We start from the raw sequence: 15,918 nt of genomic DNA on the forward strand, positions 1-15,918 counted from the left end.
TTGTTTAGTCAAAGTGTGTTTGAAGCTGGTGGCGTTGTAAGTACAGCACCAGCGGTTGATTATCATCTTGTTCATCCCAGTGCGGCGTCATTAATAAGTTAGCTGCGTCCTGACGGGCAATCTGAAGGATCTTCAGGTCCCCCACCGGGTCACCAACTTTAAAGTCGGGAACCCCCGACTGCTTGTTCCCCAGGACATCCCCAGAGCCCCGAAGTTCCAGGTCTCGCTGAGCAACCTTGAATCCATCCGTAGTTTCCACCATTGTCTTCATCCGGGCCTTTCCCTCGTCGGTTTTCGGGTCCGCCAGCAAAAGGCAGTAACTCTGCCGGTCACCACGACCAACCCGCCCCCGTAGTTGGTGGAGCTGGGCGAGACCGAAGCGGTCAGCGTTATAGATCATCATGACAGTAGCGTTCGGGTTATCGACCCCGACCTCGATTACTGTGGTGGAGACCAGGACCTGGAGCTTACCGTCCTTGAACTGGTGCATGATGTTTTCCTTCTCCTCACCGGTCATCCGGCCGTGGAGAAGGCCTACTTGGTATTGGGGGGCGAAGTACTTGGCCATCTCCTGATAAAGGTCAGTGGCGTTTTGAACATCGAGGGCCGCCGATTCCTCAATCAAGGGGCTGACGATGTAGGCCTGGGCGCCATCAGCAAGCTGGGCCTCTAAGAAATGAAGGGCCTCACTCTGTTGGCTAATCTTGAGCCAACGAGTTTCAACTGGTTTCCGGCCAGCGGGCATCTCATCAATTATGGAAACGTCCATTTCACCGTAAGCCGTAATGGCCAGGGTCCGCGGAATCGGGGTGGCGGTCATCGCGAGAACGTCCGGGTTATTCCCCTTCTCCCGTAATTGCTGCCGCTGGTTAACCCCGAAGCGGTGCTGTTCATCAGTCACAACCAGGCCGAGGTTAGCGTACTCCACATTATCCTGAATCAGGGCATGAGTCCCGATAATGAGGTTAATTGACCCATCCTTGATTGCCGTGGCCAGCTGGTGATGCTGCTTGGCCGTCAAGGACCCGGTCAAAAGGCCAACGTGAACATGGGTCCCTTCAAAGACCTTCGATAGCTTTTCAGCGTGCTGGGCCGCCAGAATTTCCGTGGGGGCCATTAATGCGGCCTGGTAACCAGCACTAATGGTGGCATATATGGCGATGGCCGCCACGATTGTTTTCCCGGAGCCAACGTCCCCCTGGAGGAGGCGGTTCATTTGGTAGGGCTCCCGTAAATCGCGGCAGATCTCGTTGACCACCCTTTTCTGGGCCCCTGTCAACTCGAATCCAATCCCGGCAATAAATTCCTTCAATTCGTCATTATGATAGAGAATCCGGTTCCCGTTCCTTTGTCGACGAGCCCGCCGCAGTGCCTGGAGGCGGAGCTGGAAGAGAAAGAACTCCTCGTAAGTTGCCGTCCGCCGCGCCGCCTTTGCCTTTCCCGCGTCTTTTGGAAAGTGGAGGTCATGGATCATCTGTTGGCGATCCAGCAGGCGGTAGCGCTGGCGAAGGGGCGTCGGAATCAGAGTAGGGATAACCGACCAGTAGTCGTCATAGGCCTGGCAAATCAAGCCCCGCAACGTCATCTGACGAATATGCTTATTAACCGGGTACACCGCCCCGGAGGACTTCTTCTTTTCGTCCGCCGCGGTCAGCAGCTTATTGGCCGTAACCTGGCGCCGGCGGGCATCCCACTTGCCCATCACCGTCACCTGTTCGTTTAGCTGGGCCTTCTTTGCCAGGTAGGCCTGGTTGAAGAAGGTTGCCATGATAACTTGCTGGCCGACTTGAATACGGAGACTGAGCCGGCTGCGACGGTACCCGTACCGAGTTAGGAGAGGCTCTGACACTATGGTTCCCTGGACCGTGACTTTCTGTCGATCCTTTACGGTTGCCAGGTCGACCGGAGTCACATCGTCGTAGCGACTGGGGTAATAGGTTAACAGGTCGCCGACAGTATCAATTCCCAGAGTAGCCAGGTCGGCAACCCGCTTGGGGCCGACCCCTTTTAAGTTTGCAACCGAATCCTGCAGGCTTTTCATCAATATCCCCCCTCGTTACAGAAAAGGGATGTGACAAAATGCCGACATCCCTTCGAAAATTTAATTTACAAATCCCGTTAATTATTCAACCGAGATCAGGTATGGGTAGACTGGTTGACCACCTTCGTAGATCTGGATATCGAGTTCGTCATCGACGTCTTCAACCGCTTCCTTGATTGCTTCAGCAGTTTTTTTATCGCCATCTTCACCATAGAGAATCGTGACAATTTCACTGTCCTCATCCAGCATCTTCTTGACCATTCCGATCGCGGTCGTCTTCATGTCTGGATTGGTGATTACAATCTTACCGTCGACGATTCCTAAGTAGTCGTTTTTCTTGATGTTTTGACCGTCAATCGTCGTGTCACGGACCGCGTGGGTCACCTCACCACTAGCAACCGTTGCCAGGTTGGCCTCCATGTTCCGCTGGTTGTCATCCAGGGAGTCTTCAGTGTTATAAGCCAACAGGGCTGACATCGCCTGGGCAATCGTCTTAGTGTGGACAACTTTGGTTGGGATATCAGCAACTTCTGCTGCTTGCTCTGCCGTCATGAAGATATTCCCGTTGTCTGGCAGGACCAGGGCCTTCTTGGCACCACTGTTGTTGATGGCATCAACAATGTCCTGGGTACTTGGGTTCATCGTCTGGCCCCCACTAATAATGTGGGTGACACCGAGACTCTTCAAGAGCTTAATAATCCCGTCACCGGAAGCAACAGCAATCAGGGCCGTATCGACAGTCTCTTCCTCCGCTTCCTTTGCCCTTTCAACAGGTGTTGGCTCCTGCTGGTCTTCTTCGCCATCGTGTTCCATGATTTCTTCTTGTTGCCAAACCATGTTGTGAATTTCAATGGTCTGAAGGTCACCGAACTCCTGTCCCCAACTGAGGACTTGTCCCGGGTGCTCCGTGTGAACATGGACCCGGACCACCTGATCATCATTTAATACCAAGAGGCTGTCGCCCAGCTTAGCCAGATAATTGTAAAAGGTATCGTAGTCGAACTTCTTCGTAACCTGCTTTCCCTTACCAAGACGGACCAGCATCTGGGTGCAGTAAGTGTACTTGATATCGGCCGGGTCGAGCTTACCCTGAACACTCTGGTGGTCCATGGCGTTGACCATTTCGTCGACTTCGGCCTTGTCCGGCTTGTATTCGGTACTCTTTTCAATTTTCTTACCACTCAACGATTCGTCAAAGGCTTCGAGGACGTAAACCAGTCCCTGACCACCGGAGTCAACCACGCCGACTTCCTTTAAAACCGGCAGAAGGTCAGGGGTCTTGGCGAGGGCCTTTTCACTCGCCGCGAAGATTGCGGCAATAATTTCAACCAGGTCGTCAGTCTCCTTGACCTTGTTCAACCCCGCCTGGGCGGATTCACGGACAACCGTCAGAATGGTCCCTTCCGTTGGCTTCATGACAGCCTTATAGGCGACCTTAGCCCCATTAGCGTACGCGTTAACAAAGTCCTGGGCATTCAGGGTGTCCTTACCAGCCGCAGCCTTGGCAAAGCCCCGAAAAATCTGGGATAGGATAACCCCAGAATTTCCCCGGGCCCCCATCAAAAGGCCCTTAGCAAGGGCGGCACTCAGGTCACCAACCTTGGTACTGGATTCCTCACGTTCATACTTAGCACCACTGGACATCGATGAAGCCATGTTCGTCCCGGTATCACCATCAGGAACGGGAAACACGTTTAGGGAATTAATGAAATCTGCCTTACTATTTAACTTGTCAGCGGCAGCTTGTACCATCTTGCCGAATTCAAGATTTGTAATTTCTGTTACAGCCAATTAAAAATTCCTCCCGTGGTCTAATTAGTCTTCTTCAATTGAGCGGACGCCCTGAACGCAAACATTAACCGCGTCCGCTGTAATGCCGAGCATTGATTCTAGGTTGTACTTAACCTTGGACTGAACGCTCTTTGATACTTCGGAGATCTTCGTCCCGTAGCTAACAATGATGTTAACTTCAACTGTAATCCCATTGTCTTGTTGCCGAACTACGACCCCCTTATTGAAGTTTTCCCGCCGCAGGATCTGGTTAACCCCATCACGGACCGGGTTACGGCTTGCCATTCCAACAACACCGTAATTATCAGTAGCAGCACCACCGACAACCGTAGAAATCACATCGTTGTCAATGTCGATTGTTCCTGCCTTCGTCTTAATTTTTACTGCCATCTTCATGGCCTCCCTGCTCGTTTAATGTTCTTTTTTCTATCTAAATTTAGCTAACACCATCATAGCATAGCACAGTGTTAATAAAAAGTGACCCCTTCGTACTATAGTTAACGGGGTTGATCTTTTTAAGATAAAAAAATAAGCCGCCCTACTGGACGGCATCATTTTTAATTAAACCCGAGTCACTTTACCGGACTTCAAAGTACGTGCTGAAACGTAAACCTTCTTTGGCTTACCGTTAACCAAGATGGTTGCCTTTTGCAAGTTAGGCTTCCAGCTACGACGACTTGAGTTAAGGGCGTGAGAACGCTTGTTACCAAAGCGTGTCCGTTTACCGTTGATAAAATCTTTAGCCATTGGTGATACCCTCCTCTTTATTACAAGTATTGATATTACGCATAACTGCGATGTAACTCACCTAATTAATTTACCATAGCGATTCCGACAATGCAATAGTTTTCTTTCAAGTATTTTTCCTTGACAGTCCTACTGGGCCGGAATATCCCGGCAGCGAATGACCGCTACGACCCCTTCTTCAAAGGAAAAGTGGTTAATTGGGGCCGTGAAGCGGTTACTCGACCAGGAGAAGGGGATAGAGCTCGACCAGTTCTTCAACGGGTACTTCTCGTCCAGAAGGGTTAAACCCTTAACGGGGGTTAGGGTGACAAAGGCTAGATAATCCATCCCTGGCGCCTGGTGGACAGCGTGCTGGCCGGGCAGGTAGTAGTCGACCAAATTGCCCCGATCAATAAAGTGAATCTTCTCCACATAGTCGTGGTAGGCTGCCTGCAAAGGCAGAAAAAGGTTAGCTAACAGGTGGTCAAGCCGGCCACCCGTGCCTCCAAAAATATCAATGCAATCTGGCTGATAATTATCAATCGCTAGCTTGACGCCCAACTGGGTATCAGTGAAGTCCTTAGCTGGTGGAAAGGTCTCGATGTCGGTTAGGTGGTCCTTGAGGCGGGCAAATTCAGCCTGGTTAGTTGAGTCAAAATCACCAATTGCCACCGCGGGAGTAATCCCCCATTTTAAGAGAACGGTCGCCCCGTGGTCGACGGCAATCCAGGCCTCTGCTTGTCGTTCCAAGATTGTTTCTTTAGGAACCAGGGTTAACGGGCCCCCAACAAGTAAGTTTACGCGCATAAATATCCCCCAAAATAAATAATGAGTGAGGCTGGTGAGAAAACTTTGTTTTCTCACCAGCCTCTTTTAGTACTCCGAATATTACACAACAATCGCGGAAAACTATAGGCGAACTTCACATCGAAGCGTGCTCCTTGTGTCTAGTGAAGCGAAGCAATCAATTGATTACGAACAATCATTGGACCGTTTCGTGCCAACGACTGTTCTATACTAGCCAAAGGCGCACTCTGATGCTTTTTTCCCAGCTTCCATTAATTACTTAGTAGCGTTCCGCAGTGCTTCAACCTGCTTTGCTGGGTCATCAGCATTGAAGACAAAGGAACCAGCAACTGCAACGGTGGCACCAGCCTTGTAGCAGTCGGTAACGGTCTTATCGTTAACCCCACCATCAACTTCGATGTCAAAGTCGTAGCCCTTTTGCTTCTTAATTTCGTTCAATTGGGCAATCTTTTCCACCGTTTCTGGCAGGAACTTTTGACCACCGAAGCCAGGGTTAACAGTCATGACCAGGACTTGGTCAACCATGTGCAGGACGGGTTCAATCATGGCTACTGGCGTACCAGGGTTGATAACAACTTCAGCCTTAACGCCGCCTTTCTTGATAATTTGCAGGGCCCGGTGGATATGCTGGGTGGCTTCTACTTGCACACCAATGATGTCGGCGCCGGCGTCAATAAACATTGGCAGGATATGTTCTGGATGTTCGACCATTAAGTGAACATCCAGGGTCATCTTGGTAATTGGACGAATAGCCTTAACAAAGCCAGGACCGTAAGAGATGCTTGGCACAAAAGTCCCATCCATCACGTCGATGTGGAGGTATTCAGCGCCCGCCTTGTCGACCTTTTCAATATCCTTTTGTAAATTTACGTAATCAGCACTCAAAATTGATGGTGCAACTTTAATCATTCTAATTCCCTCATTTCTTATAATTTGGCTTCTGGTTGACGATGATGTCGTGGAACTGGACATAGTCGTCATACCGACTCTTCATGATTATACCATGGTCTAGAGCATTCTTCACAGCGCAACGGGGTTCTTTCAAGTGTAGGCAGCCACGGAATTTACATTCCGGCGCCAGCCGCCGCATCTCTGGAAAGAGGTTCGGCAGCTCTTCAACAGTCATATCAAAGGCTTCATAAGAAGAAAAGCCTGGCGTATCCGCAATCAGGGCCCCATTGACATTCAAGAGGCTCACCTTTCTGGTTGTATGCCGGCCACGCTTTAAAGCCTGGGAAATCTCCCCGGTTGCCAAGTCAAGTTCAGGTGCCAGGTGGTTGAGGAGAGTTGACTTTCCCGCCCCCGTCTGACCCATCATCGTCACAACTTGACCAATCAAAGGTTTTTGTAGGCGGCTTAACTGGTCTTTTGCAAACGGCTGCCGATTCACGAAGACCCAGTAGCCAATTTTAGAATAACCCGCCGCCACTTCCTGAATGTGGTCATACTGGCCATCGGTGAGGAGGTCGGTCTTTGAGAAGAAAATCAGTGGCGTAATTCCCTGCTCCTCTAAGCCAACCAACTGGCGATCCAGTAGGTTGGGTGAGAAGGTCGGCTGAATGGTGGCCGTTACCACCACCGCCATTGTGATGTTGGCGACAGGCGGTCGGACCATCTCGTTTTGCCGCGGGAGGACCTTCAGGAGATAACCATCACTGAATTCAACCTGGTCACCAACTACCGGCTTGATCTTCTTCTTGCGGAAGTTGCCCCGCCCCCGGGTGCGGTAAATCTTTCCGTCCGCAATGACGTCGTAAAAGCCACTTAAAGACTGTTGAATAATTCCTTTCACTTTACACCTCTACTTTATCCTGTGATATTTGTTGCGCTCATAATCGTCCGACCGTTTCTAACAACCCGGTAGGCCCCCATCTGACCGTTTTTAAGGGTAAATGGTACGTTAATGGTGGTCTCCTGGTTGATTGTAATATCCTGGTACTCCATCGTCAGATTATGGTTAGCGTCCCGGATGTAAATCTGGACCCGGTTCTCCCGCTGACCACCATTCCCGTCAAATGGGATGTTGATCTGGATATTAGTGGTTTTTGTCTGGTTGCCAGAGTTTGCTAAAGTCACCGTCAGGGTATCACCGTGGTTAAGGGTACCGCCCGCTTTGGGTGTCTGACTGATAACGTGATTAGTGGCCACCGTCTTGGACTTTTTCTCCTGGGTCGTCAACTGTAACTTATGCTCGTTAGCAAACTTCTGGACAACGCTGACGTCCTGATTGCGGAAGTTCGGAATCTTGATATTCTGCTTGCCGGCACTAACCCGGAAGGTAATCGTGTCACCATTCGTGTTGACCGTCTTCCCCTTGGAGAAGTTCTGCTTCATGATGGTCCCCGGGTCAGCGGTGTCTGAATAGACCTTCTGCTGGCGAACCAAAAAGCCCTTGTTGCGCAAGGAGTTGGCAACGGACGAGTAGTCGTCACCCACGTAGTCCGCCATCTTCATGTTCTTTACCCCGGTGCTGACTTCGAGGTCAACACTGCCGTTGACCCGCTTCTTCGCGCTGACGCCGGGAGTGCTATCGATGACGTGGTTCTTGGCTACCTGTTCACTGTTAACCCGGGTAATATTACCGACCCGCAGTCCCTGGGCATTCAAAAGACGCTCGGCCTGAATCGGAGTCTTCCCTTCAACGTCAGGCACAATGACCTGGCGGAACATAAACCACCAGGTGCAAATACCGGCGCCAATTGCCAGGATTGCGGCAAGGCCGCTAAGCCAGTACCAGAGGTGACGGTGCCCCTTCTTGGGTTGCTGATCAGTTTCCTGGTCGTCTTTTTCGTCCTGCTTGGCCGCGTGTTCCGCGTCGGCCTGCCTGATCTGCTTGGAGATCTCGGCGGCAGAAAGAACCTTGGTCTTTCCATCGTCGCACTTGACCTCCCAACGGGCTTCGTTGGCCCGCTTGGGATCAAGGCTGGTGGCAAGATCTTTTTCCATCTCCTTGACATTTGCGTAACGCTCATGGGGGTCCTTGGCCGTAGCCTTGAGGACAACGTTTTCCAACGGTTGCGGGATCTTAGGGTTAGTCGACCGTACGGACGGGATATCCTCCCGGAAGTGCTTTAAGGCAATTGATACGGCCGTCTCCCCTTCGAAGGGTACGGAACCCGCCAACATTTCATAAAGGATGATCCCTAAGGAATAGATATCTGATTGTTTGGTTGCAATGCTTCCCCGCGCTTGTTCGGGGGAAAGGTAGTGTACCGACCCCATTAAGGTGTTGGTTTGGGTCAGTGAATTTTGGGAGGTCGCAACCGCAATCCCAAAATCAGTAATTTTTATGTTCTTGTTAGCATCAATTAAAATATTCTGCGGTTTTAGGTCACGGTGAATAATACCGTGCGCGTGCGCGGTCTCCACAGCCAACAGGATCTGTTTCATAATGTCGACTACTTGGGGGAGCGGAATTGGGTAGTGTTCCTTGATAAAAGCTTTTAAATCCGTTCCCTGGACGTACTGCATCACCATGTACTGCAACCCGTTATCCTCACCGACGTCGTAAACACCGACAATGTGGGGGTCGTTTAGTTGGGTTGCCGCCAGGGCTTCTCGGTGGAAGCGACGCTTGGTCTTGGGGTCGTCCCGCAAGTCCAAACGGAGCAGTTTGATTGAAACGTCGCGATCTAAAACCATGTCATGAGCTAAGTAAACGGTTGCCATTCCGCCCTCACCTAAAGAGCGGATAATCCTGTATCGGTGACCGATCGTTTCTCCAGGATTCATACTCAACCCTCCTGGCTATAATCATTAATTCCAATTAAGACGGTGATATTATCGGGGCCCCCCGCTTCGTTGGCCTTCTTAACAAGGCGTGCACACTTCTGGTCAATTGGAACCTGGTCGTCACTTAAGACTGCCTTTAATTCATCCTTTTCGACAGTCTTAAAAAGCCCATCGGAGCACATCAGAAGTTTATCGCCGTGAGTAAATTTAAAACGGTTTACTTCAATTTGTGCATCAGGTGAAATTCCAATTGCCCGGGTAATAATGTTGCTTTGGGGAAGTTTTAAGGCCTCTTCTTCTGTGATATCGCCACTCTTGACGAGTTCGTTTACCAAGGAATGGTCAATTGTGACCTGGGTCATCATGTCATTATGCAAAAGGTAGCCACGACTATCCCCAATGTTGGCCACGACGAGGCTCTTTTTAAACGCCACGGCGGCGACCATGGTCGTGCCCATCCCTCGGTAGATTGTTTGTTGTTTTGATTTCTTTAATAATTCATCATTAATAAGCTGGACTTCCCGGGCAAACCACCGAATTGCTTCGATTGGTTTCTCCGGTCCGTTCTCAATGAAGCGGTGACCGAGACGTTTAACCGTCATTTCAGCGGCAACATCCCCACTGCGATTTCCACCTATACCATCGGCAATCACCACTAGTTGATTCCCGCGTTTATCGGTAAATTGGGCCACTCGGTCCTGGTTTTGTGACCGGCGGTGCCCCACATCGGTTTGATAAGCAACCTTCATCTTGGTGCTAATTCCCTTCTACAGATTTCGCTGGAGACTACTGATAAAAAAGCCGTCAGACCCGTAGTCGGATGGCAAAATTGTTAACGTTGCCGTGAAGCGATCATCCTTCAACTTCCGTGCAGTCTGTGTTTTAACCAGAGTAAAGTCTGGGTGGGCAGCTAAGAAGTCCTTAACTGTCTGATCATTTTCTTGTTTCATGATTGTGCACGTACTATATGTGATTATACCGCCTTTTTTCAGTTTTGGGGCAACCGCATTTAAAATACTCAACTGAATTTTGTGCAAATTCTGACTATCTGTCAATTTCTTAGTATAGCGGATCTCCGGTTTGCGGCGTAGTAAGCCCATCCCGCTGCAGGGTGCGTCCACCAGGATTTTATCAAAGGTCCCATCAGCAAACACATCGTCAACCTTCCGGGCGTCCAATGTATGGGTCCGGACCCGGTCAGCGACATGAAGGCGCCGGGCGTTTTTCTCAATCAGCCGGGTCTTATGCTGGTGGATATCCAGGGCATCGACTTGACCGCCCACCGTAGGATCCAGGTATTCGGCAATCTGGACCGTCTTACCACCGGGTGCGGCACAGGCATCCAGGACCCGGTCGCCGGGCTGAACATTCATACTATCGACCGGCAACATGGCACTTTCATCCTGGATGGTCACCGCCCCGTCACTAAAGAGGGTGGAATTAAGGACATCCCCACCGCTAATTACCAGGGCATTGGGGGCAACTTGACTTCCCTGGTAGGTTACCCCTTCCTTGGTCAACTGCGCTTTTACCGTAGCCAGGTTAGTCTTTGCCGTGTTGACACGGATGACCAGGCGTGCCGGTTCATTAATGGCCGATAGGACCTTTGCTGCCGTTGCTTGGCCATATTGGTTAACCAGCTCCTTGACGATCCATTCGGGCACGCTGGCGGAGATGGCTAGGCGCTTGATGGGGTCCTTAATCTGGTTGAGGTCGGTAACTCCCTTTTTGAGGATGGCGTGCAAGACCCCGGTGGTGAAGCGACGGATGCCTGGGTTCCCCCGGTGCTTGGCAATTTCAATCGTCTCATCGGTCACCGCCCAGTTGGGGACCCGTTCCAGGTAATGGTACTGGTAGAGGGCCGTCAACAGGAGGCTTTCTACCCAGGAATCGACCTTCTTGTCCTTGATGAAGGGAGTTAACCAGTATTCCAGTGTTAATTGGTGCTGCAAGACCCCGTAGACGATGTTGGTAGCCAGCCGCCGGTCCTGGTCATTCAGCTGGGCCCGATTAAGGAGCTGGTTCAGCTGAAGATTTGAGTAGGCGCCGTTTTGCCGGACCCGGTCAATAGCGGTTAGGGCAACCGTCCGGGCCGTTGCTTTTTCCTTAGTCATCGGTGACTGCTTGCCCTCCTTCGTGCAGGTCCTGGTGGCCGTTCAGGTAGGCGGTGATGTCCATCGCCTGCTTACCAGCCGGCTTCAGGCGGTTAATTTGGTAAGTTGTCCCCTGACCGGCTGCCAAAACTAGCTGGTGCTTGGTCAGGTGAACGACCTTACCGGGAGCCAGCGTCGTCTTTTTATCCAGGGGGGTCACGTCATAGATCTTGGTCCGCAGGCCGTCAATGATCATGTTCCCCAGGGGGGCCGGCCGCAGTCCGCGGACCTTATCGTCAATCTGCTGGGCAGTCATCCGGTAGTCAATCCGTTCCTGGGCCGTCGTGATGTTTGGCGAAAAGACAACTTTGGATTCGTCCTGCGGGGTCGCTTCTACGTCGCCCTGGACCAACTTCGGCAGGGTTTCTAGTAGGAGGTCCCGACCGAGGAGACTGAGTTTTTTAAACATCGTCCCGTTATCGTCGTCCTTTTCAATCGGGATGGCACGTTGGGCAATGACGTCCCCCGCATCCATCTTCTTGACCATGTACATGATTGATATTCCGGTCTCGGCATCCCCGTTAATGATTGAGTACTGAACGGGGGCCCCACCACGGTACTTCGGCAGGAGAGAACCGTGGACGTTGATAGCCGCAATCTTGGCCGCGTCCAGCATCTTGGTCGGTAGGAACTGACCATAGGCAGCCGTGATCATGAGGTCAGGTTGCATGGCGATGATCTCGTCCATCTCAGGACTCTTGTTAAGCTTGGCGGGTTGGAGAACTTTGATATTATTTTCTTGAGCCAGCTTCTTGACGGGAGATGGGGTCAGAACGTGTTTACGTCCCACCCGGTGGTCCGGCTGCGTTAGAACAGCCTGAACGTCGTATTCCGGCGCGTCAATTAAGCTTTGAAGAATTGGGACTGCAAATTCGGGTGTCCCCATAAACACGATTGAAGTTGCCATTATTTATCTTCCTTTCATCACATAAAGTACTGTGGGTCCGGGTCAATGCTGACCTGAACATCCTTAAAGCTCTTACTCTGAGTGTTTTGCAGAATTTCAAATAGTACCCGGTGTAAAGCCGGGTCTCTCTTATATTTAATTACAATCTGGTAGTAGTAACGCCGCTTCATCCGGGCAATTGCTCGTGGGGTTGGCCCCAGGATAATCGTCGATGGGGCCAGCGCTTTTTGTAGTTGATCATGGATTTCAGCCATCGCTTGGGCCGCGGTCCGTTCCTCGGGATGGCTGGCCATCAGCCGCACCGTGTAGTAGTAAGGCGGGTAACTGGCCTGGTGACGCAGGCTCATCTCCTGGTAGAAGAAGCGTTCGTAGTCATGAGCCTGGGCGTCTTTAATTGCGTAGTGACCAGGGTTAAAAGTCTGAATGATTACTTGCCCCTGCTTGTTGGCCCGGCCAGCACGACCACTCACCTGGCTGAGGAGGTCAAAGGTCCGTTCACTGGCCCGAAAATCAGGAAGGCCAAGACCGGTATCGGCATTTAAGACCCCCACCAGGGTAACGTTAGGAAAGTCGAGTCCCTTGGCAATCATCTGGGTCCCTAAAAGGATATCCGCTTCGTGGTTACCAAATTTGCGGAGGAGCTTCTCGTGCATCCCCTTCCGCCGGGTTGTATCGACATCCATCCGGATGATCCGGGCAGTCGGAATCAGCTGGCGTAGCTCGGTCTCGACCTTCTCCGTCCCGGTGCCGTAGTAACGAATATGGCGACTATGACAGTGGGGACAGATCTGGGGAATCGGCTCCTCATGGCCGCAATAATGGCATTTCATCGTCCGGGTATCCATGTGGAGGGTCAACGAGATATCACAGTTTGGGCACTTCAGAACCTCCCCACAGTCCCGGCACATCATAAACGAGGAAAAGCCCCGCCGGTTGAGCATCAAGATACTCTGCTCCCCCCGGGCCAAGCGTTGGTTCAATTCGTACAGGAGGGGGGCCGAAAAGTTGCTCTCCCCGCGCTTCTTGATCTCGGGCCGCATGTCAACGACCTGGATCGGTGGGAGGGGCTGCTTGTTGACCCGGTGCGGTAACCTGAGGAAGCGGTAGACCCCCTTCAGTGCCCGCGCCCGGCTTTCTAGGCTAGGGGTTGCCGAACCAAGGACTACCGGCGCGTTATTATACTTACCACGCCACTTGGCCACTTCCCGGGCATGGTAACGCGGGGACTCGTCCTGCTTGTAGCTGGATTCGTGCTCCTCATCCAGGATGATCAAGCCGAGGTTAGTCAGGGGGGCAAAGATGGCGGAACGGGCACCCACGACCACCTTGGCTTCCCCCCGTTCGATCCGCCGCCACTCATCATAGCGTTCACCACTGGAGAGACTACTGTGAAGAACCGCCACCTGGCTACCAAACCGCCGGCGAACCCGGTTGACAATCTGGGGAGTCAAAGAAATCTCGGGCACGAGCATTAGGGCTGTCCGTCCCCGGGCCAGGACCTGAGAAATGCTCTGTAAATAGACCTCAGTCTTGCCGCTTCCGGTTACCCCCTGTAAAAGAAAGGTGGTGGCCGTCTGGTCCTTAACGGCGGCGCCAATCTGGTCAACGGCTTCCTGCTGGTCAGGATTTAGTTTTAACGGTTTTTCAAGTTGGTGGTCATCAGGAAGGGCCACCTGGGATTCTGGGCGCCGGTACACTTCAACTGGAACCTTTTTGAGCCAGCCCTTCTTTGCCCCCTGGTTGAAGGTCGAAGAAGACAGCTGGGCCCGCCGTTCGGCCTCCTTTTGAACAACTGTCTTGCCAATAATGCTCTGTAGGTAGGACAGGAGGCGGTTTTGGGCATGGGCGTTGGCATGAAGAGATGTCCGCGCATCCTCTAATTCCTCAAAACTGAGTAAGGGGGTCAGCCCCATCACTGTCTTTGCCCGGGCCCGGTCAGTAACTTCGTAGTCAATCCGGACCTTGCCTGCCCGCTTTAGCTTGAGGAGCTGGTTGATGGCGTCCGGATTATTGGCGAAATCAGTGTAGTTGCGCTCATCCTTGCCATTAAAGAGATCAAAGCAAGTCTGCTCATCGAGGTCGTCAATGACACGAACAATCCGCTTACTCTTCCCCTTCAAGAGGTTGGGAAGCATCGTGTACAGGCAGGCAATCCAAAAGGAATAGGTTGTATCTGCCAGCCACTTGCTAAGGGCTAATAGTTCCTGATTGACAACCGGCTGGAGGTCCATCACGGCCTGGATGGGCTTGAGCTTGCCCGCATAATCGGTCGAGTCTGTGAAGCCGACCACGAAGCCCTGGACCTGGCGGTGACCATTGCCAAAGGGAACAACGACCCGCATGCCAACCTGAAGTTTTTTCTCTAAAATAACCGGCACTTGATATGTATATGGCTGGTTGGTCTGCATTGTTGGAACATCAACCACAACCTGTGCCAATTCAACCATCTAATCACCTAATTTCAACTTTTGTCCTAAAAGTTTCATTATTCTTTGGGCAACCGCATTCTTGCTCATCTTAGGCCACCTATCCGGGGTCGCATCCGGGGTCAGAATCGTCACCTGGTCGTCCTCACTGGCAAAGGCACTGCTGGGTCCCCCCACCTGGTTAGCCACGATGATATCCGCCCCCTTGCTGGCTAACTTCCGTTGAGCATTGGCTAAGAGGTGCTGGGTCTCGGCCGCAAAGCCGACCACGACCTGGTCCGGCCGCTTGGTCTTGGCAACGGTTTGCAAGATATCGGGGGTCTCAACCAGTTTGATGGCCCATTCGTCGTGCTCCGATGTCTTCTTAACCTTTTCTGCGGCAGCCTTGACCGGCCGGTAGTCCGCCACGGCCGCTGCCATAACCAGGGCATCCGTTTTAGTGAAGTGGTCTTGAACAGCAGCCAGAAGTTCCTCAGTGCTTTCCACGTGGACAACTTCAACCTGTGGCGAATCAGGTAGGCCAACGCTGACCTGGCCGACAATCAGAGTCACCTGGGCACCCATGGCAGCAGCTGCCGTAGCCAAGGACACCCCCATCTTACCGGATGACCGGTTACCGATGAAGCGGACCGGGTCAATATTTTCCCGGGTCCCCCCCGCGGTAATTAGGACTCGCTTACCAGCAAGTTCTTGCGGGGCCGGCGCCAAGAGTGATTGAACCTGTTTCACAATTGCGGCTGGTTCTGGCAGGCGACCCTTACCAGAGTAGCCCTCCGCCAAAAGCCCATCCACCGGACTGATGATGTGGACCCCGTCACGGCGCAATTGTTTCAGGTTCCGCTGGGTTGCTGGGGCGGTAAGCATATGGGAATTCATGGCCGGAACCACCACCTTGGGCGCCGCGGTGGCCAGTAGGGTCGTCGAGGCAGCATCGTCAGCAATTCCCGTCGCCATTTTGGCAATGATGTCCGCAGATGCCGGCACAACCACCGCCATTTGTGTCCAGTCCGCCATCTCAATGTGGGGAATTGGTGTATTGTCGTTATCCCACAGGGAGGTGAGCACCGGCTGTTTGGTTAGTGCCGCCAAGGTCGTGGGGTTAACCAGCCGGCAGGCAGCCGGGGTCATCACCGTTTTGATTTTGTGCCCGGCTTTTTGCAAGCCCCGGACAACTTCAATTCCTTTATAGGCGGCCACGCTTCCCGTCAAATACACTGTTATCCTTGCCATTTCTTCACCTCATTAAAAGTCATAATCCGTTATGATTATAGCATTTCCCTAATAAAAAAGAAGCTGGGAAAAAATCATCAGAGGGCTCCGTATGGCTAGTATATG

13 protein-coding genes are annotated in these 15,918 nt (G+C 52.1%); all 13 read right to left on the minus strand.

Annotated elements, in window-relative coordinates:
- Positions 1–4: 4 nt before the first annotated feature.
- A complete protein-coding gene (gene recG, locus KZE55_RS06355) occupies positions 5–2,041 on the minus strand; it encodes an ATP-dependent DNA helicase RecG (protein WP_222257849.1) in 2,037 nt (678 codons plus the stop codon).
- Between the two features lie 81 nt (positions 2,042–2,122).
- Entirely contained in the window at positions 2,123–3,832 is a 1,710-nt protein-coding gene (locus KZE55_RS06360; RefSeq protein ID WP_222257850.1) for a DAK2 domain-containing protein, read from the minus strand.
- Positions 3,833–3,856: 24 nt separating this feature from the next.
- A complete protein-coding gene (locus KZE55_RS06365) occupies positions 3,857–4,222 on the minus strand; it encodes an Asp23/Gls24 family envelope stress response protein (protein WP_047768931.1) in 366 nt (121 codons plus the stop codon).
- A 171-nt stretch (positions 4,223–4,393) separates the two neighbouring features.
- Complete coding sequence (gene rpmB, locus KZE55_RS06370) at positions 4,394–4,579, minus strand: 50S ribosomal protein L28 (RefSeq protein ID WP_047768929.1); 186 nt, start codon at positions 4,577–4,579, stop codon at positions 4,394–4,396.
- Positions 4,580–4,708: 129 nt separating this feature from the next.
- Positions 4,709–5,365 (minus strand): thiamine diphosphokinase, encoded by a 657-nt coding sequence (locus KZE55_RS06375; RefSeq protein WP_222257851.1) that lies wholly within the window; start codon positions 5,363–5,365, stop codon positions 4,709–4,711.
- A gap of 255 nt (positions 5,366–5,620) precedes the next feature.
- Positions 5,621–6,274, minus strand: coding sequence for a ribulose-phosphate 3-epimerase (gene rpe, locus KZE55_RS06380; protein ID WP_047768927.1), 654 nt, complete (start codon positions 6,272–6,274; stop codon positions 5,621–5,623).
- Between the two features lie 10 nt (positions 6,275–6,284).
- Positions 6,285–7,157 (minus strand): ribosome small subunit-dependent GTPase A, encoded by an 873-nt coding sequence (rsgA, locus tag KZE55_RS06385; protein ID WP_222257852.1) that lies wholly within the window; start codon positions 7,155–7,157, stop codon positions 6,285–6,287.
- A 14-nt stretch (positions 7,158–7,171) separates the two neighbouring features.
- Positions 7,172–9,097, minus strand: a complete 1,926-nt coding sequence (gene pknB / locus KZE55_RS06390) for a Stk1 family PASTA domain-containing Ser/Thr kinase (RefSeq protein WP_222257853.1) — start codon at positions 9,095–9,097, stop codon at positions 7,172–7,174.
- 2 nt (positions 9,098–9,099) lie between these two features.
- Entirely contained in the window at positions 9,100–9,846 is a 747-nt protein-coding gene (locus KZE55_RS06395) for a Stp1/IreP family PP2C-type Ser/Thr phosphatase (protein ID WP_222257854.1), read from the minus strand.
- A gap of 18 nt (positions 9,847–9,864) precedes the next feature.
- Positions 9,865–11,211, minus strand: a complete 1,347-nt coding sequence (gene rsmB / locus KZE55_RS06400; protein ID WP_222257855.1) for a 16S rRNA (cytosine(967)-C(5))-methyltransferase RsmB — start codon at positions 11,209–11,211, stop codon at positions 9,865–9,867.
- Positions 11,204–12,157 (minus strand): methionyl-tRNA formyltransferase, encoded by a 954-nt coding sequence (gene fmt / locus KZE55_RS06405; protein WP_056962086.1) that lies wholly within the window; start codon positions 12,155–12,157, stop codon positions 11,204–11,206. Before fmt ends, rsmB begins: the two co-directional genes overlap by 8 nt.
- 17 nt (positions 12,158–12,174) lie before the next feature.
- Entirely contained in the window at positions 12,175–14,604 is a 2,430-nt protein-coding gene (gene priA, locus KZE55_RS06410) for a primosomal protein N' (protein ID WP_222257856.1), read from the minus strand.
- Positions 14,605–15,813: a bifunctional phosphopantothenoylcysteine decarboxylase/phosphopantothenate--cysteine ligase CoaBC gene (gene coaBC / locus KZE55_RS06415; RefSeq protein WP_222257857.1), complete on the minus strand. Its 1,209-nt coding sequence runs from the start codon at positions 15,811–15,813 to the stop codon at positions 14,605–14,607.
- Positions 15,814–15,918 lie beyond the last annotated feature (105 nt).

This window comes from Limosilactobacillus panis, assembly GCF_019797825.1.
GTDB classification, from domain to species: Bacteria; Bacillota; Bacilli; order Lactobacillales; family Lactobacillaceae; genus Limosilactobacillus; species Limosilactobacillus panis_A.